Below are 24290 nucleotides of genomic sequence, written 5' to 3'. Positions count from 1 at the left end.
GCCCCAATTGAGCAAGGCGGATGCCTGGTCGTGAGCGCCCGGGATCAGCTCGCTACAAGCTGGGCCGCCAAAATGGCGCGCTACATTGTCCCGGTAGAAGTGGAACTGGCCGTCCGGCACGGCGGCGACGCGCAGGACACGCTCGCGTTCAGCGCGCTCTCGGGCGTGGCTTCCTGGCCGATGCCGTCACCCGCAATCGCGGCAATCCTGAACGTCTTACTTATTGTTTGCGTAACACGATACGCTAAATAGCACCCGGCATAACATGCCGAACAGGCCTTGAAAATAGTGTAAAGCTGCTGTTTCAGAGCCGATTTCCACATACGTCCAGGCCGCTCTGCCGCTAATATCGAGCGATCGCCAACTTCGCTCAACAGAGACGTTTCGCCATGTCAAATTCGCCGCTTATCGAAGCCGATCGCAAGCATCTGATTCACCCTGTGATCAATTACCGCGCGCATGAAGCGCGCGGCGCGACCGTACTCGAATCGGGCCAGGGCGCGTATCTACGCGATATCGACGGCAACGAACTGCTCGACGCCTTTTCCGGCCTCTGGTGCGTAAATGTCGGCTACGGCCAGCAAAGCATCGTCGAAGCCGCCACGCGCCAAATGACGCGTTTGCCGTATGCAACGACGTATTTCCACTTTTCGTCGGAACCGGCGATCGAGTTGGCGAAAAAGCTCGTCGAACTCACGCCCTCGTCGCTCCAGCATGTCTATTTCACGCTGGGTGGCTCGGATGCCGTCGACTCTGCCATCCGCTTTATCACGCACTATTTCAACGCCACGGGACGTCCCGCGAAGAAACAGATGATCGCGCTCGAACGCGGTTACCACGGCTCGTCATCGGTCGGCGCCGGCCTGACCGCCTTGCCCGCGTTTCATCGCAACTTCGATCTGCCGCTGCCTAATCAGCATCATCTGCCCTCGCCTTACGCGTACCGCCGCGAAGACGGCGACGACGATGCGGCGCTCATCGCCGCGTCGGTCGGCGCGCTCGAAGCGAAGGTCGCGCAACTCGGCGCCGACAACGTGGCCGCATTTTTCTGCGAGCCGATTCAAGGTTCCGGCGGCGTGATCGTGCCGCCGCCCGGCTGGCTCAGGGCGATGCGCGATGCGTGCCGCCGCCTCGATATCCTGTTCGTCGCCGACGAGGTCATTACCGGTTTTGGCCGCACAGGCCCGCTGTTCGCCTGCGAAGCCGAAGACGTGGAACCGGATTTGATGACGGTCGCGAAGGGCCTCACCTCCGGCTACGCGCCGATGGGCGCGGTGCTCATGTCCGACGCGGTCTATCAAGGCATCGCGGGCGACAAGGGCGATACGGCCATCGTCGGTCACGGCCAGACCTATTCGGCGCATCCCGTGAGCGCCGCGATCGGCCTCGAAGTTTTGCGCCTTTATCACGAAGGGGGCCTGCTCACCAATGCGCAGGCGCTCGCGCCGCGTTTTGCCGCCGGGCTCGATGCGTTGCTCGATCATCCGCTCGTCGGCGATTCGCGTCATCGCGGCGTGCTGGGCGCACTCGAACTCGTGGCCAACAAATCAACGCGTGCGCGCTTCGACGCGTCGCTCAAGCTCTCCGAGCGTATAGCCGCGGCGGCCTGGCGCAACCGTCTGGTGTTCCGTGCATTCGGCGACAATATTCTCGGCTTCGCGCCTGCGCTCTGCTATGGCGAAGCGGAATTCGAGCAGTTGTTCACGCGCTTGAAGCACACGCTGGACGACGTGCTCGAAGATCGCGAAGTGCGCGCGGCGCTCTCGTAAATTCGTCAAGCCATTCTGGTGTTTTTACGCAATTCACGCGCGCTTTCAAAATAGCGTGCGTGATAACATCGGTTTGTCTCCCGCCGCGAGATTCGCCCCGGATCTTGCGGCTTTTTTATGAGCGAACCGATCATGATGCTTCACGGCGACAGCAAACTCGACCGCATCGACTTGCGCATCCTTTCGCAATTGCAAAAGAAAGGCCGCATGACGAATGTCGAGTTGGCGGAAGCCGTGGGACTATCTCCCAGTCCGTGCCTCACGCGCGTGAAGAGACTGGAAAAAGCCGGATATATTGCGGGTTATGGTGCGCAAATCCAGATCGAGAAACTCGGCGACGTGCAGATCGTCTTTACCGAAGTCACGCTGGCCGATCATCGGCGCGAGGATTTTGCGAAATTCGAGGCCGCGATTCGTCCTGTCGACGAAATCGTCGAATGTCATCTTGCGAGCGGCGGCTACGATTATCTGCTTAAGTTCGTCACGCGCAGCGTGCATCACTATCAGAGCGTGATCGAAGGCCTGCTGGAACGCGATATCGGCATCGAGCGCTATTTCAGCTACGTCATCATGCGCACGCCATTCGTGAAGGATCGCTGGCCGCTCGAAGCGCTGTTCAGTTCGAAACCGGATTCAGGCGTCTGAGTCTGCCGGTGCGCCTGCATTGAGCCATTCGACCGGCGTACGCCCAAGCACACGCTTGAAATGACGGCACAAATGGCTTTGATCGAAGAAACCCACTTCTGCTGCCACAAGCGAAGGCGAGACGCCGCGACGCAGCAGACGTTGGGCATGGCGCACGCGCACGATACGCACATATTGCCGCGGCGATACGCCAACCTCTCCGCTAAAGCGCGCCGCGAAACGCGAAATGCTCAGGCCCGCCGCGTCTGCGAGATCGGCCAGCGTAATGGGTTCGGCAAAGCAGGCGTCGATGAAATCGAGCGCGCGTTGCACCGCGTGCGTCGTCGCTGTGGATGTTGCTTCATCGGTGCACCGCGCGACCGAAGGCATCGGAACGTGTAGCGTGGCGTGCATACGAATCAAGTGGTCGGAACCGATTGCGGCGCAGCTTGAGGGCCGCCTTCGGACGATTTAAACGCCGCAAACCGGCGAATATCGAACAGGTCGATTGGCGTGGAAGTCGCCCCCGTGTCGATCAATTCAGCCATCGTGTCGCCCACGCCTGGCCCGAGCTGAAAGCCGTGACCGCAGAAACCGAACGCATAGAACAGGCCGCTCGTGGTGCCGCTAGCACCCATGATCGGCCGATCGTCGGGCATATAGCCTTCCACGCCGCTCCAGACGCGAATGATATTGAGGCGCTTGAGCGCGGGCGCCACGCGCTGCGCCTGGCGAAATTGCAGCAGCGTGCTTTGCGGCAGCACTTTCGCGCGACGCGCGTCGAGAAATGCGGGCCCGCGCGCGCAGCCGCCAATCACGATATTGCCGCGCGCTACCTGACGGAAATACACCACCTCTGCGATCTGCGGCGACGAGACGCCCACCGCCGGCGCGATGCTGTACGGCACCGGCTCGGTAACGGCCATTTGCGGGCCATGCACGGCAATCGGCACCGGTTCGCCGAATTGCTCGCTCAATGTGCTGCCCCATGCGCCCGCGGTAATCAGCAAAACCGGCGCGTGAAACGTGCGACCGTCGGCGCTGGTCGCGCGAAATTCATTACCTTCTTTTTCGACCGAGACAATATCGGTGTTTTCGAATATCTGTGCGCCGAGTTTCGCAGCGGCACGCCCGAATGCGGGGGCGGCCAGACGTGGATTCGCATGACCGTCGATCGGCGCATACGACCCGGCCAGCACTTCGGGCCCGATAAACGGAAAGCGCTTGCGCAAGGCCTCTCCGTGCAGCATTTCCAGATCGAGATCGTATTGCTTCGCTTCGCGCGCATAGGTTTCGAACATATCGGCCTGCTCGGAGCGATAACACACGCGCAAATGCCCCGACATCAGAAGTTCGGCGTCGTGGCCAATCAGTTCGCGCATGCGCAGCCAGATTTCACGCGAACGATTGGCCAGCGGCAATTGCCCCAGCAGTCGTCCCTGGCGGCGGACGTTGCCGAAATTCGTGCCGCTCGCCTGCTGGCCGATCAACTGGCGTTCGAGCAATACCACCGATTTGCCGCGGCGACGCAGGAAAAACGCCGCGGCGGCGCCCATGAAGCCGCCACCCACGATCAATACATCGGCTTGCGCGCGTCTCACTCCGTATCCTCCACAGTCGCAATTGCCAGCGGCTTCACCGGCGCTTGACCGCGCAGACGGCCCACCTGCTCGAGCGGCACGCACGCGGCGGCCGCAATGATTTCCGCACCGGCGTGGCCGCAATAGCGCCCCTGGCACCGCCCCATGCCGACACGGCTCAGCGCCTTCGCACGGTTCGCTTCCTGCGCGCCCTCGTCGCGAATCACCCGGCGCAATTCGCCTGCCGTGATGCCTTCGCAGCGGCACACGACCGTTTCGTCCGGCAACTTCGCCGCTTGATCCGCGGGCCACACGAAGGCCTGTGCGAGCCCTTCGCGAAAGCGGTCCATGCGGCGCTGCGCCTTCTTGAGCGCCTCGAGCACATCCGCCTGAGGTTTGTGGCCCAGATCGATCAGCGCGGCGTACGCGGCAAGGCGACCGGCGTTTTCCGCGCCATCCGCGCCCAGCACACGCACGCCGTCGCCTGCCAGATAGACGCCGGGTTCGCTGCTGCGCCCAAGTTCGTCGATCTTCGGCAGCCATTGACGCGTCTGCGCATCGAAGTGGAACGCACAGCGCGCGAGATCGGCCAGTTGCGTTTCCGGTTTCAGGTGATAACCCATGCCGATGGCGTCGCACTCGATCTGCTCGATCGCGCCGCTCGCATTGCGAAAGCGCACGGCCTGCACACCTTCATCAGGCTTGCCAACAATCTCGACAGGCTCTATGCCGCTATGCATCTTGACGCGCGCACGTTTGAGCGATGCAACCAGCGCACTACCCTTGCGCAGTACGTCGAAGCGCGCTAACAGCTTCGGCAATGCGCGAATGCGCGCATTCGCCGCCGACGTATCGAGCACGGCCGCAACCTGCGCGCCCGCCTGCACGTATTGGCTTGCCACAAGATACAGCAGCGGCCCCGTGCCCATGAACACCACGCGCCGTCCGATCGAACAGGCCTGCGATTTCAGGGCGATCTGCGCCGCGCCCAGGCTATAGGTGCCCGCGAACTGCCAGCCCTTCACCGGCATCAGGCGATCGGTCGCGCCAGGACACAGGATCAGCGCATCGTAATCGAGGGCGCTCGCGTGAGCGTCGCGCACGATATGCAGCTTGCGGTCCCACACATTCCACGCCAGAGTCTGCGGCCGATAGTCGATCTGCACCCGCACACCTGCGAAAGTTTCGTGCAGATCCTGCGCGCGCGCCGCCTCGGTGCCGTAGAGCTTCGCATAGGGGCGCGTGAAGCCTTCCGGCTGACGTCGATAGATCTGGCCACCGTCGCGACGGCCTTCGTCGATCAGCGTAGGGCGGATACCCGCGGCCAGCAGCGTCTGCGCACAGCGCACACCCGCCGGACCCGCGCCGACGATCACAACACGAGGTCCGCCCATTGCGCCTCCGGTTGAGTGGTGAGGATGTGCATGCCGGGCTCGACGACGGTCGTGCACGCGCGCAGCCGTTCGCCCTCCTCGGTCGAGACCCAGCAGTCCTGGCACGCGCCCATGAGGCAATAGCCGGCGCGCTTCTCCTCGCCGAATTCCGACTGGCGCACGTGGCGCACGCTGCACAGCATCGCCGTGAGCAGCGTGTCGCCTTCGAGCGCCTCGACCGCCCGACCGTCGATCACAATCGCCACCTTGGAGCGCCCGGTTTCGCCGAGCCGCACGAATCGTCCCTTCATGCGGCCTCTCCCGCTGCGCCTTCCGGCGCGCTCTGCACTTCGCCGCGATTGCCCAGCACATGGCGCAGGAATTCACGCGTGCGTGCCTCGCGCGGCGCGCACAACACCTGCCGCGCACTGCCTTGTTCGATGATGTGGCCGCCGTGCAGGAAGCACACCCGGTCGGCGACTTCGCGCGCAAAACCCATTTCGTGCGTGACGACCAGCATCGTCATGCCTTCCTTCGCCAGCGTGCGCATCACATTGAGCACCTCGCCGACGAGTTCCGGATCGAGCGCCGAAGTCGGTTCATCGAAAAGAATCGCCTTGGGTTTCATCGCAAGCGAACGCGCAATCGCCACACGCTGCTGCTGCCCGCCCGAAAGCTGATGCGGATAGTAATGGAGCTTGTGCCCGAGCCCGACCTTGTTGAGCAGTTCCTCGGCGTCGCGCTTGGCCACGTGCAGCGGTTCCTTCTTGACATGCACTGGCCCTTCCATCACGTTTTCGAGCGCCGTGCGATGCGGGAACAGATTGAAGCGCTGGAACACCATGCCCACCTGCGTGCGCAGATGATTGATATGGCGCGAGCGCTGTTCGACACGCTGGTCGAGCAGCTTGATCTCGCCCGCATCGTAGGATTCGAGCGCGTTGATACAACGCAGCAGCGTCGATTTGCCGGACCCGGACGCGCCGATCAGGCACACCACCTCGCCCTGCTCGATCTTGAGCGAGATGCCGTTGAGCACGGGCGTCGCGCCGAAGGCCTTGTGAACATCGGTAATTTCGATCATCGCAACCTCACTTCTTCGCCTTGTGCTTGCCGAAACGGCGCTCGAGATGCTGCGCCATGCTCATAAGCGGCAGGCTCATCAGCAGATAGCCGATCGCCACGAGCGTGTAGACGGTGATGTTCTGGAACGTGGATGCCGCAATCAACTGGCCTTGCCGCGTCATTTCCGCGACCGTGATGGTCGAGGCGAGCGAGGAGTCCTTGAGCATCATCACTAGCGTATTGCTGTACGGCGGCAGCGCAACCTTGATCGCCTGCGGCAGGATCACGCGCACCATCGTTTTCACGCGGCTCATGCCGATCGATTGCGCCGCCTCATACTGGCCCGGATCGACGGCCTCGATGCCCGAGCGGATGATTTCCGCCACATAAGTCGAATAGCCGAAGCTCAAGCCGATGATACTCGCCTGCAAGGCAGAGACCTCGAGATGGAAATCCGGCAAGACGAAGTAGATATAGAACAGCAGGACGATCATCGGCAGGCCACGCACGACGTTGATCATCGCGCTGACCACCGTCACCACTGTCGGATAGCGCGACATCTTGAGCAGCGCCCACACGAGCCCCAGGGCCGTGCTCAGCAGCAGGCAGCCAATCGTAATGACGATGCTCATCACGGCGCCTTGCAGCAGGATCGGTACAAAATCGACTATGTCGTGCCAACGCATGGTGTGCCTTATGCTTTCGTTCGCGAACGCGAGAGCGCCCGCTGGTCATACGCCGCGCCGCAAAGGCGCGGCTGGCCCGGACCGCGGCGGCAGTGGGGAGGTGTCTGCCGTGCCGCGTCCGGTCGTTCAGTCTCGAATCAGCCCGCGAGGTGCCACTTCTTCAGGATCTTGTCGAGCGTGCCGTCGGCCTTCATCTTCGTGAGCGCATCGTTCACCTTGGCGAGCAGCGCCGTGTTGCCCTTCTTCACGCCCACTGCAATATCGAACTTCTCCATCGGCACGTAGTCGTCGTCCACGCGTGTGCCGGCCATCGCGCCCGCCGCTTCCTGGGCCTTGAGAATCGGATAGTCGTTGAATCCCGCGACGATGCGGCCGATCGCGACGTCGCGCGTCATGTCGGCGGGGCTGTCGTACATCTTCACTTCCTTGAAAATGCCGAGCTTGACGAGCTGGTCACCGTAATCGGTGCCCGTGGGCGCGCCCACTGACATGCCCTTCATGTCCTGCACCGACTTGTAGTTGGCCTTGTTCGACTCCTTCACGATAATGCCTTCGCCGAATGCCGTGACCGGCTGCGAGAAGTCCACCACTTCGGCGCGCTTGGGCGTGGGCGTCATGCCCGCGACGATGATGTCGATCTTGCCCGAAACCACGGCCGGGATCAGCGCCGAAAACGGCACGGCCTGATACGAGACGTCGAAGCCCTCGCGCTTGCCGATTTCGCGCACGACGTCGGGCATGATGCCTTCGATCTTTTGCGTCTTGACGTCGAGGAAGGTGGTCGGTGCGCTCGACGGCGGCGAACCCGCGGTCACGGTGGCGGTATCGGCGTGGGCCGCACCGCACAGCAGCGAGAAAGCGGCAGCGGCAACGGCGGCGGAAGCGAAGGGAAATTTGTTACGCGACATGGTCTGGGTTCCTTGGGGACTGTCTGGACTGTTTTTGCGCGTGCGCCGCGACTGCTGCGGCGCATGGCATCGGCTCAATGAAGCACATCCTGCAACCGGTAATACGCGCCGACGAGCGGCAGAAACCAAGCGCGCCCGAAATGTCCGGGAATCGCAGGCCATTCAAGCGTTCGCCACGGGTTGCGCGAGGCGGCGCCGAACATCACATCGGCCATCACGCGGCCCATGTGCACCGACATCTGCACACCGTGGCCGCTGTAGCCCATCGAATAGAACAAACCTTCGTGCTCGCCCGCGCGCGGCAGGCGGTCGGCCGTCATATCGACGAGACCGCCCCAGCAGTAATCGAGGCGCACGTCGGCGAGCTGCGGGAAATACTGGAGCATGCCGTCGCGCAGGATGCGGCCGCTCTTTGCGTCCGAACGCGGATTCGACATTGCAAAACGCGCGCGTCCGCCGAACAGCAAACGATCGTCATGCGTCGGCCGGAAGTAATTGCCGATCTGGCGCGTCGTCACATACGAGCGGCGCGTGGGCAGCAGCGAGTCGAGCCGGTCCTTGCCAAGCGGCTCCGTCACCACGATGAAACTGCCCACCGGCGCGATGCGGCGGCGGAACCATTGCAGCGGCCCGGTCTGCGAAGCGCCCGTAGCCAGCAGCACGCGATCCGCGCGCAGCGTGCCACGCGCGCTCTGCACCTCGTAGGCATGGCCGCCCAGCGGCTTCAGGCCCGTCACGGCGGTTTCCTCGAAGATCCGCGCACCGTAACGCGCAGCCGCTTCCGCCAGCCCCACGCCGAACTTGCCCATGTGCAACTGCATGCCGTTGCGCTGCACCAGGCCGCCATAAAAGCCATCGGATGCGATTTCGTCGCGAATACGGTCCCGCGAAATCAGTTCGACATCCTCATCGACATCGCGCTTCAGCGCTTCGAACGTCCTCGCGAGCGACTCGTAATGATGCGGCTTCGCAGCGAGCTTGATCTTGCCGCTCTTACGCAGATCGCAGGCGATCTGCTCTTCTTCGACGATCTGCGCCACCGATTTCACGGCTTCGGCATAGGCGCGATAGAACAGCGAGGCGCGTTCCCTGCCGAGCTTCGCGGACAGCGCCGCATAGTCCTGCGCGACGCCCGTGTTGCAATGGCCGCCGTTACGGCCCGAAGCCTGCCCCGCGATGCGCTCCGCCTCCAGCACGGTCACCGACATGCCGCGTTTTGCGAGCGCCAGCGCCGCCGAGAGCCCGGTAAAACCACCGCCCACCACGGCCACGTCCACGCGGCCGCCAAGCGGCCCCTGGGCGGGCTTCGTAAAGCGCGGCGCGGTATCGAGCCAGTACGAATCGAGCTTCATCGTGTTGCGTTCCTGATGACCGACGGTGGATGCGAGCGGGACGCTGTGCTTAAAGGCCGAGCTGTTCCGCGAGATGCGGCAGGCTCTTCACTTCGTTGACCTGGTAGTACGGCGTGAGCGGCTCGTGACCGCGGTTCACGAAGGCCTTGTGTTTGATGCCCATGTCGTAGGCCGTCATGAGGTCGTAGCGGAAGCTCGACGACACATGCAGCACGTCCTCCGGATTGCAGTCGAGCTGATCGAACATGTATTCGAAAGCCTTGCGCAGCGGCTTGTAGGCCTGCGCCTGCTGCGCCGTGTAGACCTTGTGGAACGGCGCGCCGAGCTTCGCCACGTTGCTGTCGATCTGTTCGTCGGCGGCATTCGAGAGAATCACCAGCTTGTATTTGCTGGCTAGACGCGAAAGACCTTCGGGCACGTCCGCATGCGGGCCCCACGTGGGCACCGCGTCGTAGATCTTCAGCGCGGTGGCTTCCTCGAACGGCACGCCCGTGCGCTCGCAAGTGCGGCGGATCGAATTCACCACCACGTCGCGATACGGCTTCCATGCGCCGAGAATTTCGTCGAGACGATAGCCGCGGAAGAACTCCACAAACTCATTCATCTTCACGGGATCGAGCTTGTCGCCATAAAGCTGGCGCGCGGTCTCGCCCATCTGGAAATTCGTCAGCGTGCCGTAGCAGTCGAAGGTGATGTACTTCGGCTCGAAATCGATCATGGTCTGCATCCTGTCGTCGTGGCGAACCTGTATTCAGGCTCTATTCAAGTGAGAACGGCGAGCTGCGCATGAGCGGCAACTATTCAGTCATGCCGACGAAATCGGCGCGGCCCGTAGTTTCGGTAAAGTTTCCTGCGATGTTTGCCTTAAAGCGCTGCGCGCAATCCGTGTTCATCCGAATGAACTCTGCGCGATTCGTGCGCCGATACGGCGAAGTGAAACGAAGCTCAGGCGGTGTCGAAGTCGATTAGCACGCTCTTGTGGCGCATGCTGGCCTCGAGCGCCTGGCGCCCGAGATCCTTGCCGATGCCCGATTGCTTGAAGCCGCCGGTCGGGATGATCATGTCGCCGCTGCGGCCATAGCGATTGATCCAGACCGTGCCCGCCGCGATGCGGCGCATCGCGCGCATCGCCTGGCCGATATCGCTGGTATGCACGCCCGCCGCAAGACCGTAAGTTGGGTGCGCGGCGAGCGCGATACCCTCCTCCTCGTCCTCGAAGGTCTGCACCGTGAGCACCGGCCCAAACAATTCCTCGCGCACCGCGGCCGTGTCTTCGGTCACGTTGCCGAGCAGCGTCGGGCGATGGAACCAGCCGCCTTCCGTTGCTTCGAAAAAGCCGCCGCCGCACAGCACTTCCGCGCCCTGCGCGCGGCTTTCCTCGATCAGCATTTCAATGCGCTTTGCCTGCGCGCCGCTGATGATCGGCGAATAGCGCGTTGCGCTCGACCACATCGCGCCGGGCGCAATGTCCTTGAGTTCGCGTTGCACCGCCTCGATCAGCGGCCCGGCGATCTGCTTGTGGACGATCAGTCGCGTGCCTGCCACGCAAGCCTGGCCGCCGTTTGCGGTAAAGCCGCGTGCCACGCAACGCGCCGTATGCGCGAGATCGGGCACTTGGGCGAACACGAGTTGCGGGCTCTTGCCGCCCAGTTCCAGCGTGACCGGCTTGGTGCCGTGAAACGCTGCTTCGCTCATGATCGCCGCGCCCGTGCGGGTCGATCCAGTGAAACTCACCTTCGAAATATCGGGGTGACGCGTGATGGCCGAACCCGTGGTCGCGCCGCGTCCGTTCACAACATTGAAAATGCCGGGCGGCATGCCGGCCTCGATCGCGAGTTCGGCAAGACGCAGCGTGGAAAACGGCGTCATCTCCGACGCCTTCAACACAACGGCATTGCCAGCCGCAAGCGCAGGACCGCATTTCCATGAACACATCGAGAGCGGGAAATTCCACGGCGTAATCGCGCCGATCACACCATACGGCTCAGAGGCGACGAAGCCGAGACTGCCTTGACGCGTCGCCGCGATATCGCCGCCCAGCTTGTCGGCAAGTTCGGCGAAAAAGCGGATCGCTTCGGCGGTGAACGGCACATCCGAGGCATAAGCCTCAGCAACGGGACGCGTGGAGCTGACCGCTTCGAGCTGCGCCAGCGCGACAACGTGTTCGTCGATCAGTTGCGCCCAGCGCGTGAGCACACGGGCGCGTTCGCGCGGCGAGCGCGTACCCCAGCCACTCGTTTTCCATGCCTGCAAAGCGTTGGACACTGCGTAATCGACCGTCTGCGCCGAGCCATCGGGCACGTAACCGAGCAGACGACCATCCGATGGACGATGCACTGCGATCGGCGCTTCATCGGTTTGATAGTACGCACCGCCGATGAAATGGCCTTGCGGCAGCGTGATGGTGGATGGATCGAAATCCAGAGACGGAGTAGTCATGCTCGGCCTGTTCGAAAACCCGATTACGTCGGTGCGGTAGCGCTCGTGATGCAGGTTGGGCGCTGCGTTGCCGCTTCAGCATGTGGTGGCTCGCTGCCTCGGAGGCAGAATGAACAACCACGCGATGAAGTTCATTATAGTGAATGCACGACGCCTGACTAGTGGTCAAAAATAAAATCCACGAAGCGCTTTTCATGCGTAGTGCTTACGCGAGAATCGAGCCAGGGCGAACCCGCATGACGCAAAAGGAGTGGAAAAACAAGCGGCGCGCGTTCATGCGCGCGGCGCGGTCGTGCTGAGGGCGCGAACGCTTTGCAGCGGAAGGAAACGGCAAGGAAACTACGGGAAAACAGCGAGGAAATTGGGCGAGAAGAAAACTGACGCGGCGCCGATGAAAGTTCAATCCAGGCGCCGCCTAAAGGCCTAAAGATGGATGACAGGCGGACGCGTATTCATGATCCACAGCAGCCGCGCCGTCTTGCTGCTTTCATTCTTTACGCTATGCGGCACCGTGCTCTTGAACTGGAAGCTGTCGCCCTCCCGCAATTCCGCACGCTGATCGCCCACATTCAGGATCACCGTGCCTTCCATGACGAGGCCGCACTTTTCGCCCACACCTACCAGCACTTCTTCAGACCCCGAGCCCGCCGGCAGCATGATCACCATCATCTGCAGATCGTGTTCGCCGTGCGGCGACAGCAGTTCCTTCCGCATGCCATTCTTCCCCACTTCGAACAGCGGGCGCTCAGTTGCGCGGCGCACGAAATCGCCGGTCAGCGGGTCGGACGGCGCATCGTCATCTTCCAGCAGCGCACTCAAAGGCACGTCGAGCGCCTGACGCAGGCGCTCGAGAATGCGCACGGACGGATTGGCCTTGTTGCGCTCGACCTGGCTCACGGTGCCGACCGATACGCCCGCGCGCAACGCGAGTTCATTGACGGACAAGCCGCGCGCGTTGCGCAGCGCGCGCAGTCGAGCGCCGACATCGGCACGGCTCGGCAGCACGGCAACTTTCTTGCTGGACTGGGTTCGCATGAGATTCCTGTTGAATACGGTGCCGGACGCGCGAAAACGGTTCGAGCCCCGTCGCCAGCGCACAATTCCGGTGCATGACGACAGTGCGGCGCGTCACGTGCGCAGCAGCGGATGCGCGCACGATGCGCAATCATTATATTGAAACTTGTCGAAATGCGATGAACAATATGAAAGCCGCGCGCTTGCCGTTCTGGCGGGCGCAAGACAGGAAGATCGTCCTATGAAGCCCGTGCAGCTCATGCGACAGTCGAATCCGAACCTGCCGTCCATATGCCGTTTTACAGGAGTCCGCTGTGTCCGAATCCGCCGTCAAGTCCGATCCTCGCTATCGTCGTTTCACCGCCGATGACATCGACGCCGCACATGGCCTCTCCGTCGCGGTGCGCTGGCCGCATCGCCCGGAAGACTGGCGCTTCGCAGTCGAGGCGGGCGCCGGTTTCGTAGCCGAGGAAAACCACACCGTGATCGGCACGGCGCTGTGCTGGAAGTTCGGCGCGGACCGCGCGACGCTCGGCATGGTGATCGTTTCGCCCGATCAGCAAGGGCGCGGCATCGGCCGCAAGCTGATGGAACTCGTGCTCGACGAGCTTGGCGATCGCGTCACCTTCCTGCACGCGACGCCCGCTGGCCAACCGCTCTATGAAAAGCTCGGATTCGCGGCTTCCAGCGGCCTCACGCAGCACCAGGGCACGGTCGAAGCCGCGCCCGCCGTCGTGCTGCCGCGAGGCGAAACACTGCGCGCCGTCACTCCCGCCGATCTACCCACGCTGATCGATCTCGCTTCGCGCGGCTGCGGTCTCGATCGCAGCGCGACGCTGCCCGCCCTGCTCGAAGTCGCACAAGGCGGCGTGGTGCTGGAGCGCGACGGCGAGATCACGGGCTTCGCACTCGCGCGCCGGTTTGGCCGTGGTTATTCGATCGGCCCGGTGGTTGCCGCGCCTTCCGACGGGCACGTGCGAGCGAAAGCGCTCGTTTCGCACTGGCTCGCGCAACATGTGGGCGACTTCGTGCGCATCGACGTGCCGGGCGGCGCGGGCATTGAATCATGGCTGCCGACCGTCGGCCTCATACCCGTGGACTCGGTCGTCAAGATGGTGCGCAACGCAAGCGCCGCCCAGCACAGCGGCGAGCCCGACGCGGCCTGGCGAGCCTACGGCATCATCAATCAGGCGATGGCCTGACGCTCCATGACCGTGCTCTACAAGGCCGATCCGGTGCGCGGCGCGCAATGGGCGGCGCTGTTCGCACAGCGCGCGCCGGACGTGCCGTTTCGCGTATGGCCCGACATCGGCGACCCGCATGCGATCCGCTATCTGGTCGCATGGAATCCGGGCGATCTCGTGCGCACGCTGCCCAATCTCGAAGCCGTGTTCTCGGCCGGCGCGGGCGTCGATCAACTCGATCTCGCGAACATGCCAGCGCATCTGCCTGTCGTGGGCATGATCGAGCCGGACATCGTCGAAGGCATGGTCGAGTACGTGAGCGAAGCCGTGCTCGCGATTCACCGCGACCTGTTCGATTACGCGCTCGCGCGCGGCCAGCTTCACGGCGCCGTGCTGGACGTGACGGATCCCGAGCCCTTGCCGCCCGAACATCCGTTGTGGACGCAACCACGTGTGCGCATCACGCCGCACATTGCCAGCGCGACACGCCCCGACACCGCCGTCGACAGCCTGATCGACAATCTGCGCCGCCATCGCGCGGGCAAGCCGATGATCGGACTGATCAATCGCCAGCCAGGTTACTAGTCATCCTAACCATCATCTTCAACCCGCTTTACACGACAGATCCCGCAAACATTCACACGGAAGCACGCCGCATGAGTTTCGACCTCGAAGCCTCTGCCCGCGCGTTGATTCGCACGGACAATTTCATCGGCGGCCAATGGGTCGCCGCGCAAAACGGCGAGCGCTTCGCCGTCACCGATCCCGCCACGGGCCACACCCTCGCCGAGGTCGCGCAGAGCGGCGCGGCCGATGCGCGCGCGGCCGCCGACGCCGCCTCGAATGCCTTCTCCGCTTGGCGCGCGACGCTGCCGAAGGAGCGTGCTGCGATCCTGCGTCGCTGGCACGCCGCCATCGTCGCGAACGAAGCGGCGCTGGGCGCGCTCATTTCGCTCGAACAGGGCAAGCCGTTGGCCGAAGCGCGCGGCGAAGTCGCCTATGGTGCTTCCTACGTCGCGTGGTTCGCCGACGAAGCCGCCCGAATCCATGGCGACGTGATTCCCACCCAGCAGCGCGGCAAGCGCATGAGCGCCGTGAAGGAGCCCGTGGGTGTCGTCGCCGCGATCACGCCGTGGAATTTCCCACTGGCAATGATCGCGCGCAAGATCGCGCCCGCCCTCGCGGCGGGATGCACGGTCGTCGCCAAGCCAGCCGAGGACACGCCGCTCACCGCCCTTGCCCTCGTGCAGCTCGCGCACGACGCGGGCGTGCCGCCCGGCGTGCTCAATGTCGTGACGGCCTCGCGCGAAGCGACGCCGCCCACCGCCGATGCATGGCTGGCCGATTCGCGCGTGCGCAAGATCACCTTCACGGGATCGACGCCGGTAGGCAAGCATCTCGCGCGCGAATCGGCGGGCACGCTCAAGAAGCTCTCGCTCGAACTCGGCGGCAATGCGCCATTCATCGTGTTCGACGACGCCGATCTCGACGCGGCCGTCGAAGGCTTGCTCGCCGCGAAGTTCCGCAACGGCGGACAGACCTGCGTGTGCCCGAATCGCGTCTATGTGCAGCGTGGCATCTACGAAGCCTTCGCCACGCGCTTGTGCGCACGCGTGGCCGAACTGCGGGTCGGGCCTGCAAGCGATCCTGCTTCGCAGATCGGGCCGATGATCAACGCACGCGCCGTCGACAAGATCGCGCGCCACGTGGACGATGCGCTCGAGCATGGCGCAACCGTGCTGGTGGGCGGCAAACGTCTCACTGCATTAGGTCCGCACTATTACGCACCGACCGTGCTCGGCCACGCATCTCACGAAATGGCGCTCTGCGGCGAAGAGACCTTCGGCCCGGTTGCGCCGCTGTTCGCGTTCGATCGCGAAGACGAAGCGATCGCCGCCGCCAACGATACGCCCTTCGGTCTGGCTGCCTATTTCTACAGCCAGGATCTGCGACGTATCGAGCGTGTGAGCAATGCGCTGGAAGCGGGCATCGTCGGCATCAACGAAGGTGCGCTCGCGTCCGAAGCCGCGCCGTTTGGCGGCGTCAAGGAATCGGGCTACGGCCGCGAAGGCTCGAAATACGGCCTCGACGATTACCTGTCGATCAAATACCTCTGCCAGGGAGGTCTTGCATGAGTATGGATGCCTATCCGATTGAAGTAGCCTTCCCCGATATTTCCACCCATGCCGAAGGCAATAGCGGCGTGGCCTATGTGCACACGTTCGATTCGGGCGTGGCGGGTCCGCATGTGATGGTCAACGCGCTCACCCATGGCAATGAAGTATGCGGCGCAATTGTCGTCGATGAATTGTTGCGCACACGACTTAATCCGCGACGTGGCCGCCTCACGCTGGGTTTCGCGAACGTCGACGCCTATGCGCGCTTCGACGCCGCGCAGCCCGACAAGGCGCGTTTCGTCGACCAGGATTTCAACCGTGTCTGGACGGCCGCCATGCTCGACGATACGTCGAAGCGCTCCACCGAACTCGATCGCGCGCGTGCGATGCGCCCCGTGATCGATAGCGTCGATCTGCTGCTCGATCTGCATTCGATGCATGAAAAGAGCGCGCCGTTGATTGTCGCCGGGCCGCTCGACAAAGGCATCGAGCTATCCGCGCAACTCGGCGTGCCCGCCACGGTGATCTGCGACGAAGGCCATCCCGAAGGCCGACGCATGCGCGATTACGAAGGCTTCGGCGATCCGTTCAGCGCAAAGAACGCGCTTCTGATCGAATGCGGCCAGCACTGGGAAAAGCGCGCCGTGGACGTCGCGCGCGACAGCACCGCGCGCTTTCTGCTGCATGCGGGCGTAGTCGACGCGAGCGATTTGCCCGCCGGTTGGCTCGCGCCCTTGCCCGCGCAGATGACGGTGGTGCGCGTGACGGAACCGGTCGTCGCGAGCAGCATGGATTTTCGTTTCGCTGGCGCTTACACAGGCCTCGAAACCTTCGACAAGGCAGGCACGGTGATCGGCTGGTCGAATGGCGAGCCAGTGCGCACACCCTACGACGACTGCATGCTCGTCATGCCGTCACTGCGTCAGTTGCGGCCCGGCGTGACCGTGGTCCGGCTGGGCCGCATCGAACAACGCCTCGATCACACCTCACGTCAACAGGAATACATGCGATGAAAGTGCAGCAGATCCAGCAATCCGTTCAACTCGCGGGGCTTGAAGATTGGGGCACGGCCGGCTTGCCCGGCACGGAGCCTGCCCGCGTCGCCGGCCGCCAGATTGTCATTCCGGGGGCCGAAGCCGTCGATACCGGTGTGTTCGAATGCTCGCCGGGCACCTATCGCCGCTCTGTGAAGGAGGCGGAAGTCATGCATTTTCTGGCCGGCTCGGGCAGCTTCACGCCCGATGGCGAAGAGACGATCCGTTTCAAGGGCGGCGACACGATGTTCTTCGAAGCCAACACCGAAGGTCTCTGGCAGATCGATGAAACGCTGCGCAAAATCTATGTGATTTTCTGATGTTGCGAAATGTTTGCGAAATCGTCGCTTTGTTCGTGGCTCGCCGGTCCGGCCACGCGCAATGAGTTGTAGAGGATCAGGGCGATCCTGCTGTCAGTAATCGCAACACCCAGGTCGCATGCCTAATCCAGCCCCTGAAGTTCGAACGCAAACGCCCCTCACATCTCGTCGCAGCGTTTGCCGAGCACATCCGGCTGACGCTGCCACTGCTGTGAGGGGCGCTGCAAACCTGCGCCACTGGCGCAGGCTAACTGGTTCGACGCGCTCAGCCCGAAATCTTCGCGATCTGGAGCAGGTTCGTCGTGCCCGACTCGCCGAACGGCAGGCCGGCTGCAATCGCCACGAGGTCGCCTTCGCGGCCGAAGCCCTCGGTCACCGCCGCGCGGCATGCGAGACCGATCATCTCGTCCACGTTGGACGCTTCCACGCGCGGCACGGCGTGCACGCCCCAGGTCAGCGCCAGACGGCGCGCAACCTGCTCGGAAGGCGTCAGCGCGACGATGCGCGACGGCGCGCGCTCGCGAGCCGCCCGCAGGCTCGTGAAGCCCGAGCTCGTATAAGTGACGGTGACAACCGGTTCGATCAGTTGCACGGCCTTGCGCAGCGCGCAGCAAATCGAGTCGGCGACAGTCGCTTCAGCGCGCGTGTGCGAAGCGTCGATTTGCTCGCGGTAGGCGGGATCGCCTTCCACGCGCTCGATGATGCGATTCATCGTGCTGACCGCTTCGAGCGGGAATTTTCCGCTCGCCGATTCGGCCGACAGCATCACCGCGTCAGCGCCTTCGTAAATCGCGCCAGCGACGTCCGAGGTTTCGGCGCGCGTGGGCACCGGCGAATTCGTCATCGATTCGAGCATCTGCGTTGCCACCACCACCACGCGGCCAACGCGGCGCGCTTCACGAATGATGCGGCGCTGCAGCTCCGGAATCTGCTCGGCCGGCAGCTCGACGCCGAGGTCCCCGCGCGCCACCATCACGCCGTCGCAGCGCTGGACGATACCTTCGAGGTGATCGATCGCCAGCGGCTTTTCGAGCTTCGCCATGATCCATGCGCGCTCGCCAATCAGTTCGCGCGCTTCATCGATATCTTCCACGCACTGCACGAACGAGAGCGCCACCCAGTCGATGCCGAGTTCCAGGCCGAATGCGAGGTCGGCGCGATCCTTCTTCGTGAGCGGCGAGATCGGCAGATGCGAGCTCGGCACGTTCACGCCCTTGCGGTCGGAAATGCGCCCGCCCACCAGCACGACGGTCTCGGCGAAATCGTCACCTGACGCTTCCACGCGCAGACGGACCTTGCCGTCGTCGAGCAGCAGTTCCGAGCCCGGCTTCACAGCCTTGAAAATCTCGGGATGCGGCAGCGGCGCGCGCACCTGGTTGCCCGGCGTCGTATCGAGGTCGAGACGGAAACGCGCGCCCACGGCGAGTTCCGCAAAACCCGTCTCGAACGTGCCGAGACGCAGCTTCGGTCCCTGGAGATCGAGCAGAATGCCGACCGGACGACCATATTCCTGTTCAAGGCGGCGGATTTCCGCATGACGCTGGGCATGATCGTCGTGCGTGCCGTGGCTGAAATTCAGTCGGAAGACATCGACGCCGGCCTCGAAAAGCGAACGGATAACCTTCGGGTCCGAACTGGCCGGCCCGAGTGTGGCGATAATCTTTGCATTACGGTTTCGCTTCATTTCCTCTCCGCGGACTGCGTGGCGCGCCGCCCCCACCAATGAGGGGCGCGCGAATCTCATGAACTGCCAATAGCTTATGGATCAATGCCCAATGAGGTTATCCCTCACGCGCAATACTGATTTCCCGCGAAAGGCATTCCAGGCGCGCGCGCAATCTCCTATGATCCCCGGCCATATAAATTGCCAAACTAAACATCTGCATAACCAGGCTGATATACCGGTCGGCAAAAAACGAGACTCGAACGTTCGTTTGATTGTTTCATTCATGAGACACAGTGGCCTGCCGGCGCCCCCTACCGGAAACCCCGCTCCGGTCCTATCTTCCATGCATGTCAACGAGGCCGTTGCGGCCGGAAGATAAGGATTCGCATCATGAAGAAGATCATCGGCAAGTACAGCAACCCTACCCAGCATTGGGTCGGCGACGGATTCCCGGTGCGCTCGCTGTTTTCGGACCGCACGGTGGGCCGCCAGCTGAGCCCGTTCCTGATGCTCGACTACGCGGGCCCCGCCCGATTCGATCCGACCACGCACCGGCGCGGCGTCGGCCAGCATCCGCATCGCGGCTTCGAAACCGTGACGATCGTGTATGAGGGCGAACTCGAACATCGCGACTCGTCGGGTGGCGGCGGCAAGATCGGCCCCGGCGACGTGCAGTGGATGACCGCGGGCGCAGGCATTCTTCACGAGGAGTTTCATTCGGGCGATTTCGCGAAGTCGGGCGGCACGCTGGAAATGGTGCAGCTTTGGGTCAACCTGCCCGCGAAGGACAAGATGACGCCCCCGCGCTATCAAACGCTGCTCGCGAGCGCGATTCCAACTGTTGAATTGCCCGGAAACGCCGGCACGGTGCGCGTGATTGCGGGCGAGTACGCGGGCCATGCGGGTCCGGCGCTCACGTTCACGCCCATGGATGTGTGGGACATGCGCGTGAAGGCCGGCCAAGGCACGCGCCTCGACTACCCCGCCGGGCGCTCGCTTGCGCTGATCGTGTCGCGCGGGCGCATCGTGGTGAACGGCAGCGAGCACGTGGGCGACGGCGAGATGGTGCTGTTCGAGCGCGCGGGCACCGGGGTGCAAATCGACGCGTCCAGCGACGCGACGATCCTGCTGCTCGGCGGCGAGCCGATCGACGAGCCCGTGGTGGCATATGGCCCGTTCGTGATGAACACGGCCGACGAAATCCGCGAGGCGGTGCAGGACTTCAATAGCGGCCGTTTTGGCCAGATCGCGAGAGAAGCGGCGGCGGGCGCGCGATAAAAACGTAATGGCCACGCGGCGGGTTGCTTCGGCAAGCCGCCGCGCACGCCATATCGATCAAAAGGGCGCCGATCAAAACCGTGCCGTGGCCTGCACCCCAACTGTCACGCTCGAGGTTGGAAAACCGCTGGGCTTGTAGATCGGCGTTCCGATAAACAAGTCGTAGCTGAAGCCCGCATATTTCGCGGGAAAGCCGCCCCGGATCCCGATAACCGCGCCCGCGAGCTGGGTGCCCGCGAGGAACTCGGTGGCGGGCCCGAATACCCGCCCGTAATCGATGCCGGCGTAAAGCGTCTGTCCGGTCTGGAACACCGGCCATTGCAACTCGTTGCGCCAGTAGAAGCCCTTCTCCGCGGCAAGCATCGTGTTGCCGTCGAAGCCGCGCACCGTGTAGCGGCTGCCGATCGTCAGATCGTCGATATAGAACAGCGCGTCGTTGGTGTACTGGCCGTGAAACGTGGTCACGTAAGCGAAACGCTGGTTCGCGATCGCAAACGGCACGGACAGATTCGCGTCGAGCACCGCCATCTGAAAGCGGTAAGTCGGACTGTTGAAGAAGGGCGTGCCATCGCTCTGCACCGGATCGGCGGTCGCGCCCAGGCCGCCGATGCCATGACGCCAGGCCAGCGAGCCGTCGAACTGCGAGGCGCCGATGTAATGCCGGTCGGTCAAGCCCGCCTCGATGAAGGTGTTGTTGCGAGCCTGCGCGGCAATACTCGTGTCTTCGATAAAGCTTTCGCCAAACCGCTTCGAGAGCTGGAAATAAGCCCCGAAAACATCGTTCTGGCTGCGTGCGAGGACCCGCGCGAGCCTGAGCGCCGCCGTCTGCGAATTGCCGCTCGAAACGAACGTCTGGTTCACGCCCGCGATGTTCTGGTAGTAGGTATTCGTATTACCCGAGAGCGTGGCGCTCCAGTAGCCCCAAGGCACCGAATACGAACCGTTGAAGCCGTGCGAGCCCAGCGACTTGTTGCCGAAGTACATGTCCTGGTTCGCGCCCACGGTGAAAATGTCGTTCAGCCCGAGCGGATTGTCGATGCCGAGACTGACGTTGCCCTGCCACTTGCCCGTGCCATCGTTACCCGAGTTATCGACCGATGCCACGAAGGTCCACGGTTTCGTGCGCGCCACGCTCACAACCACATCGCTTTCGCCGGGCAGGTCGGTGGGCTCGATCTTCATGTCGACATCCTGGCTCGCGACGCGCTTCATCTGCTCGAGGCCTTGTTCAAGCTCGCGCAGGTTCAGCAAGTCGCCGCCGGTCACCGGGAAGGCGCTCTTCCAGGTACCCCGCGTGGATGGATCGGCAAACCGCACCTGCCGCACCACGCCCGGCACGAGCGATAGCGCCAGCACGCCCGACGACAAATCCTGCGGCGGCACCAGCACACGCGTCGTGACATAGCCATGGCCCAGGATGGTCTGCTGCACGCCCTTCGTGAGCACGTCCACTCCCGCCTTGCCCACGCACTGGCCCTTGTAGTGGTCCAGCCATTCGCGCGCGAATGCAAACGGGTCCTGCGGCAGTGCCGACGCGCCCTTCGCCCGCGCCGTCTGCGGCAGCGCTGCCGGCACCTCGAGCACGAACGCGTTAATGGGCAGGCACGGCGTCTCGGCGGGCAGTTCCGGGTACGCCACTCGATTCGGCAAGGTCGAACGCACTGAAGGCGCCTGCACGGCCGCCTCGCGCTGCTGCGCGTCGTGCTGTTGCTGGAGTTGGCGATTCTGTTCGGCGTTCGCGCGGGCGGCCGCGGCTTCGTCAGCCGGGCCGGGTGCGTACTGCGCGTGCTGGGCGTGCGACGCGAGCGCAACCAGGGCTGTGAGCGGCAGCGCCGCCAGCCTCTTGTGAATTTTCATCGTGTTATTTGAAGCCGCTTGGTGGCCGCTTGTTGGTTATTCAGCGCTTTGTTTAAAGCTCGACAAAATTGCCGTAGCTGTCCGCGAGTATCGGCATTTCGAAACACGGGCTGTTCAAAATAGAAATGCCGTCGAGCAGCGCGCTTTTCAGTCCCATTTCACGCATCAATTCGGCCAGTTGCTGCGGATGCATAATAAGCGCCGCCGGCTTGCGCCCGTGATCGGCCATGTACTGGAGAATGCCGCTCTCAACGAGTTTCCAGACACCGCATGCGATTTTCTTCTGCGAAATATTAATCATGGCTTGCTTGGTCTTCCTGTTGTGTCAGGACGGCATCCGATTCGATATCGCCCCTTTTTTACCGCTCGATCATTGTTCCCGTACAGGCGATTTTCTTGCAGTTCGTATCTCGGAATGGACAAACTTTGTCAATCCGGCGTCAATTAGGGGATTTTTCGGAATTATCTGAAGCGAAATCACTCGTAACGCATAAATCGTGTCGCGCACAGGCGACGCAGGACGCCCGGCACATGCAGCGAGTCGATGGCACAATCGTCGCAACCGCCGCACTGCCACAAAAACCCTGCCCCGAGGAATCGACCATGCCGCTCGCCACCGCCACCGCCCGTCTTGCCGCCGATGCGCCCAATTACGTTGTCGCCCTCGAGGCCGGCCGCCATGCGCTCACCGGCGACGAAGGCCCGCACGAAGGCGGCGAGGATCGCGGCCCGGCGCCATTCGCGCTCGTGCTTTCGGGGCTTGCCGCCTGCACGGCCGCCACGCTGCGCATGTATATGCAGCGCAAGGCATGGCCGAACGCGGAGATCGACGTGGAAGTCAGCCTGCACGCCGACCAGGACGGCACGCAATACATCCGCCGCGGCGTCGCCGTGGCGGGCCCGCTCGAGGAGACGCAACGCGCGCGGCTTGCCGAGATCTGCGAGAAAACGCCTGTCACGCGCTTCATCAAGCGCGGCACGCGCATCGACACGACGCTGCGCATCGCCTGAGGTGCAGATAGCTATTGCGCTCCGGGCGCGTTAAGCGCCGCCCGATCATTTGCCATCCTTAGTATTTGGCACGTCACGAAATCATCTGCTCGCCCGGCTCGCGGGGATAGACGATCGTTCCGTCCGGCTGGACCACCGCGCCTTCGGTCAGCGTGGCGGGCGCGACGCGGCCCGGCGCCATGATGTGGAAAACAGTCTCGCCGTGCGCGATCAGATAGTCGGCAATGATGCGCCGATGGCAGCGCCACCACACGGCCTCGGAGCACATGACCGCGCAGCGCCGCGATCGCCCCAGCTCGATCAGATGATCGAGGCCAGCTTGAAATGGCGCGGTTATCGCGTAATCGGCGTAATGATGAAAGCTCTGGTTCGTCCAGAAGCCGTTGACGTCCTCCGCAACCGTGCGCGTCCTGCCGCGCAGGCCGCCAAGTGCAGCCTCGTGTTCGTACGCGATGCCGAACTCCGCCAGCGCATCGGGAAGCGTCGCCTCGTTGAACTGCGGATGGGTTCTCGACCTCGGCATTTTTCTCACGTCCGCGAGCAACGCGATCTGCGCGCCGCTCAATAAACCCATGAATTCGTCGAGGGTGCGATTCGAGTGGCCGATCGTAAAGAAGGGAAGCGCCACGGGCTGCCTCCGGTTCAAAGCCGTTGAAGAACGCGGCCGCGATGGGCGGCAATGTGATCGGACTTGTCGCTCTTGATCTCGTACTGCGGGTCGTCCGGCGACGCACGATGCGTGTGGCCCTTATAGTCGAAGTCCGCCGTATGCACCGCAACGACCGTGCCCGTGACCCAGCCCGCCTCGGAATTCCATCGGACCCGATCGCCGGGCTTGAACCTGTTCGTCATTGCATTCCTCCTGCGCGAGTGCTGGCGACGCGGCTTGCGGCCAGCCCAATCATATGCGCCGGCTTATTCGACGCATCGCGTTGCACGAATAGCCGGCTCCAATCTTATGCCGATCGTTGATTTTCGCGGCGAATCCGCGGTCTTGCCGTTAAAATCGCGCA

25 protein-coding genes are annotated in these 24290 nt (G+C 63.2%); 9 read left to right on the top strand and 16 right to left on the bottom strand.

The features are described from left to right. Window positions 1–389: 389 nt before the first annotated feature. Together NH14_RS19885 and NH14_RS19880 are read left to right on the top strand one after the other, a co-directional pair. Window positions 390–1769, top strand: coding sequence for an aspartate aminotransferase family protein (locus NH14_RS19885; RefSeq protein ID WP_035524735.1), 1380 nt, complete (start codon window positions 390–392; stop codon window positions 1767–1769). Between the two features lie 132 nt (window positions 1770–1901). Beyond that, window positions 1902–2414, top strand: coding sequence for an Lrp/AsnC family transcriptional regulator (locus NH14_RS19880; protein WP_035525056.1), 513 nt, complete (start codon window positions 1902–1904; stop codon window positions 2412–2414). Here NH14_RS19880 and NH14_RS19875 read toward each other — a convergent pair. From NH14_RS19875 to NH14_RS19825, 11 genes are all read right to left on the bottom strand, one after another. After that, complete coding sequence (locus tag NH14_RS19875; RefSeq protein ID WP_035525054.1) at window positions 2403–2783, bottom strand: helix-turn-helix domain-containing protein; 381 nt, start codon at window positions 2781–2783, stop codon at window positions 2403–2405. The genes NH14_RS19880 and NH14_RS19875 overlap by 12 nt on opposite strands. 29 nt (window positions 2784–2812) lie before the next feature. Then, on the bottom strand, window positions 2813–3994 hold the full coding sequence (locus tag NH14_RS19870) for an NAD(P)/FAD-dependent oxidoreductase (protein ID WP_035524733.1): 1182 nt from the start codon (window positions 3992–3994) through the stop codon (window positions 2813–2815). After that, a complete protein-coding gene (locus NH14_RS19865) occupies window positions 3991–5367 on the bottom strand; it encodes an FAD/NAD(P)-dependent oxidoreductase (protein ID WP_035524731.1) in 1377 nt (458 codons plus the stop codon). The genes NH14_RS19870 and NH14_RS19865 overlap by 4 nt, the downstream gene beginning before the upstream one ends. Next, window positions 5346–5657 carry a (2Fe-2S)-binding protein gene (locus tag NH14_RS19860; protein ID WP_035524727.1) on the bottom strand — a complete coding sequence of 104 codons (312 nt, stop codon included), beginning with the start codon at window positions 5655–5657 and terminating at the stop codon, window positions 5346–5348. The genes NH14_RS19865 and NH14_RS19860 overlap by 22 nt, the downstream gene beginning before the upstream one ends. Beyond that, on the bottom strand, window positions 5654–6430 hold the full coding sequence (locus tag NH14_RS19855) for an amino acid ABC transporter ATP-binding protein (protein ID WP_035524724.1): 777 nt from the start codon (window positions 6428–6430) through the stop codon (window positions 5654–5656). The genes NH14_RS19860 and NH14_RS19855 overlap by 4 nt, the downstream gene beginning before the upstream one ends. A 7-nt stretch (window positions 6431–6437) precedes the next feature. Continuing rightward, window positions 6438–7097 (bottom strand): amino acid ABC transporter permease, encoded by a 660-nt coding sequence (locus NH14_RS19850; RefSeq protein WP_035524721.1) that lies wholly within the window; start codon window positions 7095–7097, stop codon window positions 6438–6440. Between the two features lie 137 nt (window positions 7098–7234). Beyond that, entirely contained in the window at window positions 7235–8005 is a 771-nt protein-coding gene (locus tag NH14_RS19845) for an ABC transporter substrate-binding protein (RefSeq protein ID WP_035524718.1), read from the bottom strand. Window positions 8006–8079: 74 nt separating this feature from the next. Beyond that, window positions 8080–9357 (bottom strand): NAD(P)/FAD-dependent oxidoreductase, encoded by a 1278-nt coding sequence (locus NH14_RS19840; protein WP_035524715.1) that lies wholly within the window; start codon window positions 9355–9357, stop codon window positions 8080–8082. Window positions 9358–9406: 49 nt separating this feature from the next. Continuing rightward, a complete protein-coding gene (locus NH14_RS19835; protein ID WP_035525051.1) occupies window positions 9407–10075 on the bottom strand; it encodes a haloacid dehalogenase type II in 669 nt (222 codons plus the stop codon). A gap of 227 nt (window positions 10076–10302) precedes the next feature. Next, on the bottom strand, window positions 10303–11796 hold the full coding sequence (locus tag NH14_RS19830) for an aldehyde dehydrogenase family protein (protein ID WP_035524712.1): 1494 nt from the start codon (window positions 11794–11796) through the stop codon (window positions 10303–10305). Between the two features lie 423 nt (window positions 11797–12219). Further along, window positions 12220–12831 (bottom strand): helix-turn-helix domain-containing protein, encoded by a 612-nt coding sequence (locus tag NH14_RS19825; protein ID WP_035524709.1) that lies wholly within the window; start codon window positions 12829–12831, stop codon window positions 12220–12222. 293 nt (window positions 12832–13124) lie between these two features. On the opposite strand from NH14_RS19825, the gene NH14_RS19820 reads away from it, so the two are divergent. From NH14_RS19820 to NH14_RS19800, 5 genes are all read left to right on the top strand, one after another. Continuing rightward, window positions 13125–14012: a GNAT family N-acetyltransferase gene (locus NH14_RS19820; protein ID WP_035524707.1), complete on the top strand. Its 888-nt coding sequence runs from the start codon at window positions 13125–13127 to the stop codon at window positions 14010–14012. A 6-nt stretch (window positions 14013–14018) separates the two neighbouring features. Then, entirely contained in the window at window positions 14019–14579 is a 561-nt protein-coding gene (locus NH14_RS19815; RefSeq protein ID WP_035524704.1) for an NAD(P)-dependent oxidoreductase, read from the top strand. 71 nt (window positions 14580–14650) lie between these two features. Then, a complete protein-coding gene (locus NH14_RS19810; RefSeq protein ID WP_035524702.1) occupies window positions 14651–16129 on the top strand; it encodes an NAD-dependent succinate-semialdehyde dehydrogenase in 1479 nt (492 codons plus the stop codon). Between the two features lie 2 nt (window positions 16130–16131). Beyond that, complete coding sequence (locus NH14_RS19805; protein WP_035524701.1) at window positions 16132–17124, top strand: M14 family metallopeptidase; 993 nt, start codon at window positions 16132–16134, stop codon at window positions 17122–17124. Continuing rightward, the gene (locus tag NH14_RS19800) at window positions 17121–17465 is read left to right on the top strand and encodes a cupin domain-containing protein (RefSeq protein ID WP_035524698.1); all 345 of its coding nucleotides are present in this window, start codon (window positions 17121–17123) and stop codon (window positions 17463–17465) included. Before NH14_RS19805 ends, NH14_RS19800 begins: the two co-directional genes overlap by 4 nt. 265 nt (window positions 17466–17730) lie before the next feature. Here the strand turns inward: NH14_RS19800 and pyk are convergent, their stop codons facing one another. Next, complete coding sequence (pyk, locus tag NH14_RS19795) at window positions 17731–19149, bottom strand: pyruvate kinase (protein WP_035524696.1); 1419 nt, start codon at window positions 19147–19149, stop codon at window positions 17731–17733. 372 nt (window positions 19150–19521) lie between these two features. Between pyk and NH14_RS19790 the strand changes: the two genes are divergently transcribed. Further along, window positions 19522–20409: a pirin family protein gene (locus tag NH14_RS19790; RefSeq protein ID WP_035524694.1), complete on the top strand. Its 888-nt coding sequence runs from the start codon at window positions 19522–19524 to the stop codon at window positions 20407–20409. Between the two features lie 72 nt (window positions 20410–20481). Here the strand turns inward: NH14_RS19790 and NH14_RS19785 are convergent, their stop codons facing one another. Further along, the gene (locus NH14_RS19785) at window positions 20482–22266 is read right to left on the bottom strand and encodes a ShlB/FhaC/HecB family hemolysin secretion/activation protein (protein WP_035524691.1); all 1785 of its coding nucleotides are present in this window, start codon (window positions 22264–22266) and stop codon (window positions 20482–20484) included. Between the two features lie 52 nt (window positions 22267–22318). Continuing rightward, window positions 22319–22495, bottom strand: coding sequence for a hypothetical protein (locus NH14_RS19780; RefSeq protein WP_161790834.1), 177 nt, complete (start codon window positions 22493–22495; stop codon window positions 22319–22321). A gap of 374 nt (window positions 22496–22869) precedes the next feature. Between NH14_RS19780 and NH14_RS19775 the strand changes: the two genes are divergently transcribed. Continuing rightward, entirely contained in the window at window positions 22870–23277 is a 408-nt protein-coding gene (locus NH14_RS19775; RefSeq protein ID WP_035524687.1) for an OsmC family protein, read from the top strand. A gap of 73 nt (window positions 23278–23350) precedes the next feature. Here NH14_RS19775 and NH14_RS19770 read toward each other — a convergent pair whose 3' ends face one another. Further along, window positions 23351–23905 carry a DUF488 domain-containing protein gene (locus NH14_RS19770; RefSeq protein WP_035524684.1) on the bottom strand — a complete coding sequence of 185 codons (555 nt, stop codon included), beginning with the start codon at window positions 23903–23905 and terminating at the stop codon, window positions 23351–23353. 14 nt (window positions 23906–23919) lie between these two features. Further along, the gene (locus NH14_RS19765; protein WP_035524681.1) at window positions 23920–24129 is read right to left on the bottom strand and encodes a hypervirulence associated TUDOR domain-containing protein; all 210 of its coding nucleotides are present in this window, start codon (window positions 24127–24129) and stop codon (window positions 23920–23922) included. Window positions 24130–24290 lie beyond the last annotated feature (161 nt).

The organism is Paraburkholderia sacchari (genome assembly GCF_000785435.2).
GTDB classification, from domain to species: Bacteria; Pseudomonadota; Gammaproteobacteria; order Burkholderiales; family Burkholderiaceae; genus Paraburkholderia; species Paraburkholderia sacchari.
This window is presented reverse-complemented; position numbering and strand designations above follow the sequence as displayed.

Excerpts from the sequence above, each read along its gene's own strand:
- NH14_RS19810 (WP_035524702.1), top strand. The coding sequence starts at position 14,651 with ATGAGTTTCGACCTCGAAGCCTCTGCCCGCGCGTTGATTCGCACGGAC.
- NH14_RS19785 (WP_035524691.1), bottom strand. The coding sequence starts at position 22,266 with ATGAAAATTCACAAGAGGCTGGCGGCGCTGCCGCTCACAGCCCTGGTT.
- NH14_RS19860 (WP_035524727.1), bottom strand. The coding sequence starts at position 5,657 with ATGAAGGGACGATTCGTGCGGCTCGGCGAAACCGGGCGCTCCAAGGTG.
- NH14_RS19865 (WP_035524731.1), bottom strand. The coding sequence starts at position 5,367 with ATGGGCGGACCTCGTGTTGTGATCGTCGGCGCGGGTCCGGCGGGTGTG.
- NH14_RS19885 (WP_035524735.1), top strand. The coding sequence starts at position 390 with ATGTCAAATTCGCCGCTTATCGAAGCCGATCGCAAGCATCTGATTCAC.
- NH14_RS19790 (WP_035524694.1), top strand. The coding sequence starts at position 19,522 with ATGAAGAAGATCATCGGCAAGTACAGCAACCCTACCCAGCATTGGGTC.
- NH14_RS19765 (WP_035524681.1), bottom strand. The coding sequence starts at position 24,129 with ATGACGAACAGGTTCAAGCCCGGCGATCGGGTCCGATGGAATTCCGAG.
- NH14_RS19850 (WP_035524721.1), bottom strand. The coding sequence starts at position 7,097 with ATGCGTTGGCACGACATAGTCGATTTTGTACCGATCCTGCTGCAAGGC.
- NH14_RS19835 (WP_035525051.1), bottom strand. The coding sequence starts at position 10,075 with ATGATCGATTTCGAGCCGAAGTACATCACCTTCGACTGCTACGGCACG.
- NH14_RS19855 (WP_035524724.1), bottom strand. The coding sequence starts at position 6,430 with ATGATCGAAATTACCGATGTTCACAAGGCCTTCGGCGCGACGCCCGTG.
- NH14_RS19815 (WP_035524704.1), top strand. The coding sequence starts at position 14,019 with ATGACCGTGCTCTACAAGGCCGATCCGGTGCGCGGCGCGCAATGGGCG.
- NH14_RS19880 (WP_035525056.1), top strand. The coding sequence starts at position 1,902 with ATGATGCTTCACGGCGACAGCAAACTCGACCGCATCGACTTGCGCATC.
- NH14_RS19830 (WP_035524712.1), bottom strand. The coding sequence starts at position 11,796 with ATGACTACTCCGTCTCTGGATTTCGATCCATCCACCATCACGCTGCCG.
- NH14_RS19825 (WP_035524709.1), bottom strand. The coding sequence starts at position 12,831 with ATGCGAACCCAGTCCAGCAAGAAAGTTGCCGTGCTGCCGAGCCGTGCC.
- NH14_RS19845 (WP_035524718.1), bottom strand. The coding sequence starts at position 8,005 with ATGTCGCGTAACAAATTTCCCTTCGCTTCCGCCGCCGTTGCCGCTGCC.
- NH14_RS19775 (WP_035524687.1), top strand. The coding sequence starts at position 22,870 with ATGCCGCTCGCCACCGCCACCGCCCGTCTTGCCGCCGATGCGCCCAAT.
- NH14_RS19805 (WP_035524701.1), top strand. The coding sequence starts at position 16,132 with ATGGATGCCTATCCGATTGAAGTAGCCTTCCCCGATATTTCCACCCAT.
- pyk (WP_035524696.1), bottom strand. The coding sequence starts at position 19,149 with ATGAAGCGAAACCGTAATGCAAAGATTATCGCCACACTCGGGCCGGCC.
- NH14_RS19875 (WP_035525054.1), bottom strand. The coding sequence starts at position 2,783 with ATGCCTTCGGTCGCGCGGTGCACCGATGAAGCAACATCCACAGCGACG.
- NH14_RS19800 (WP_035524698.1), top strand. The coding sequence starts at position 17,121 with ATGAAAGTGCAGCAGATCCAGCAATCCGTTCAACTCGCGGGGCTTGAA.
- NH14_RS19780 (WP_161790834.1), bottom strand. The coding sequence starts at position 22,495 with ATGGCCGATCACGGGCGCAAGCCGGCGGCGCTTATTATGCATCCGCAG.
- NH14_RS19840 (WP_035524715.1), bottom strand. The coding sequence starts at position 9,357 with ATGAAGCTCGATTCGTACTGGCTCGATACCGCGCCGCGCTTTACGAAG.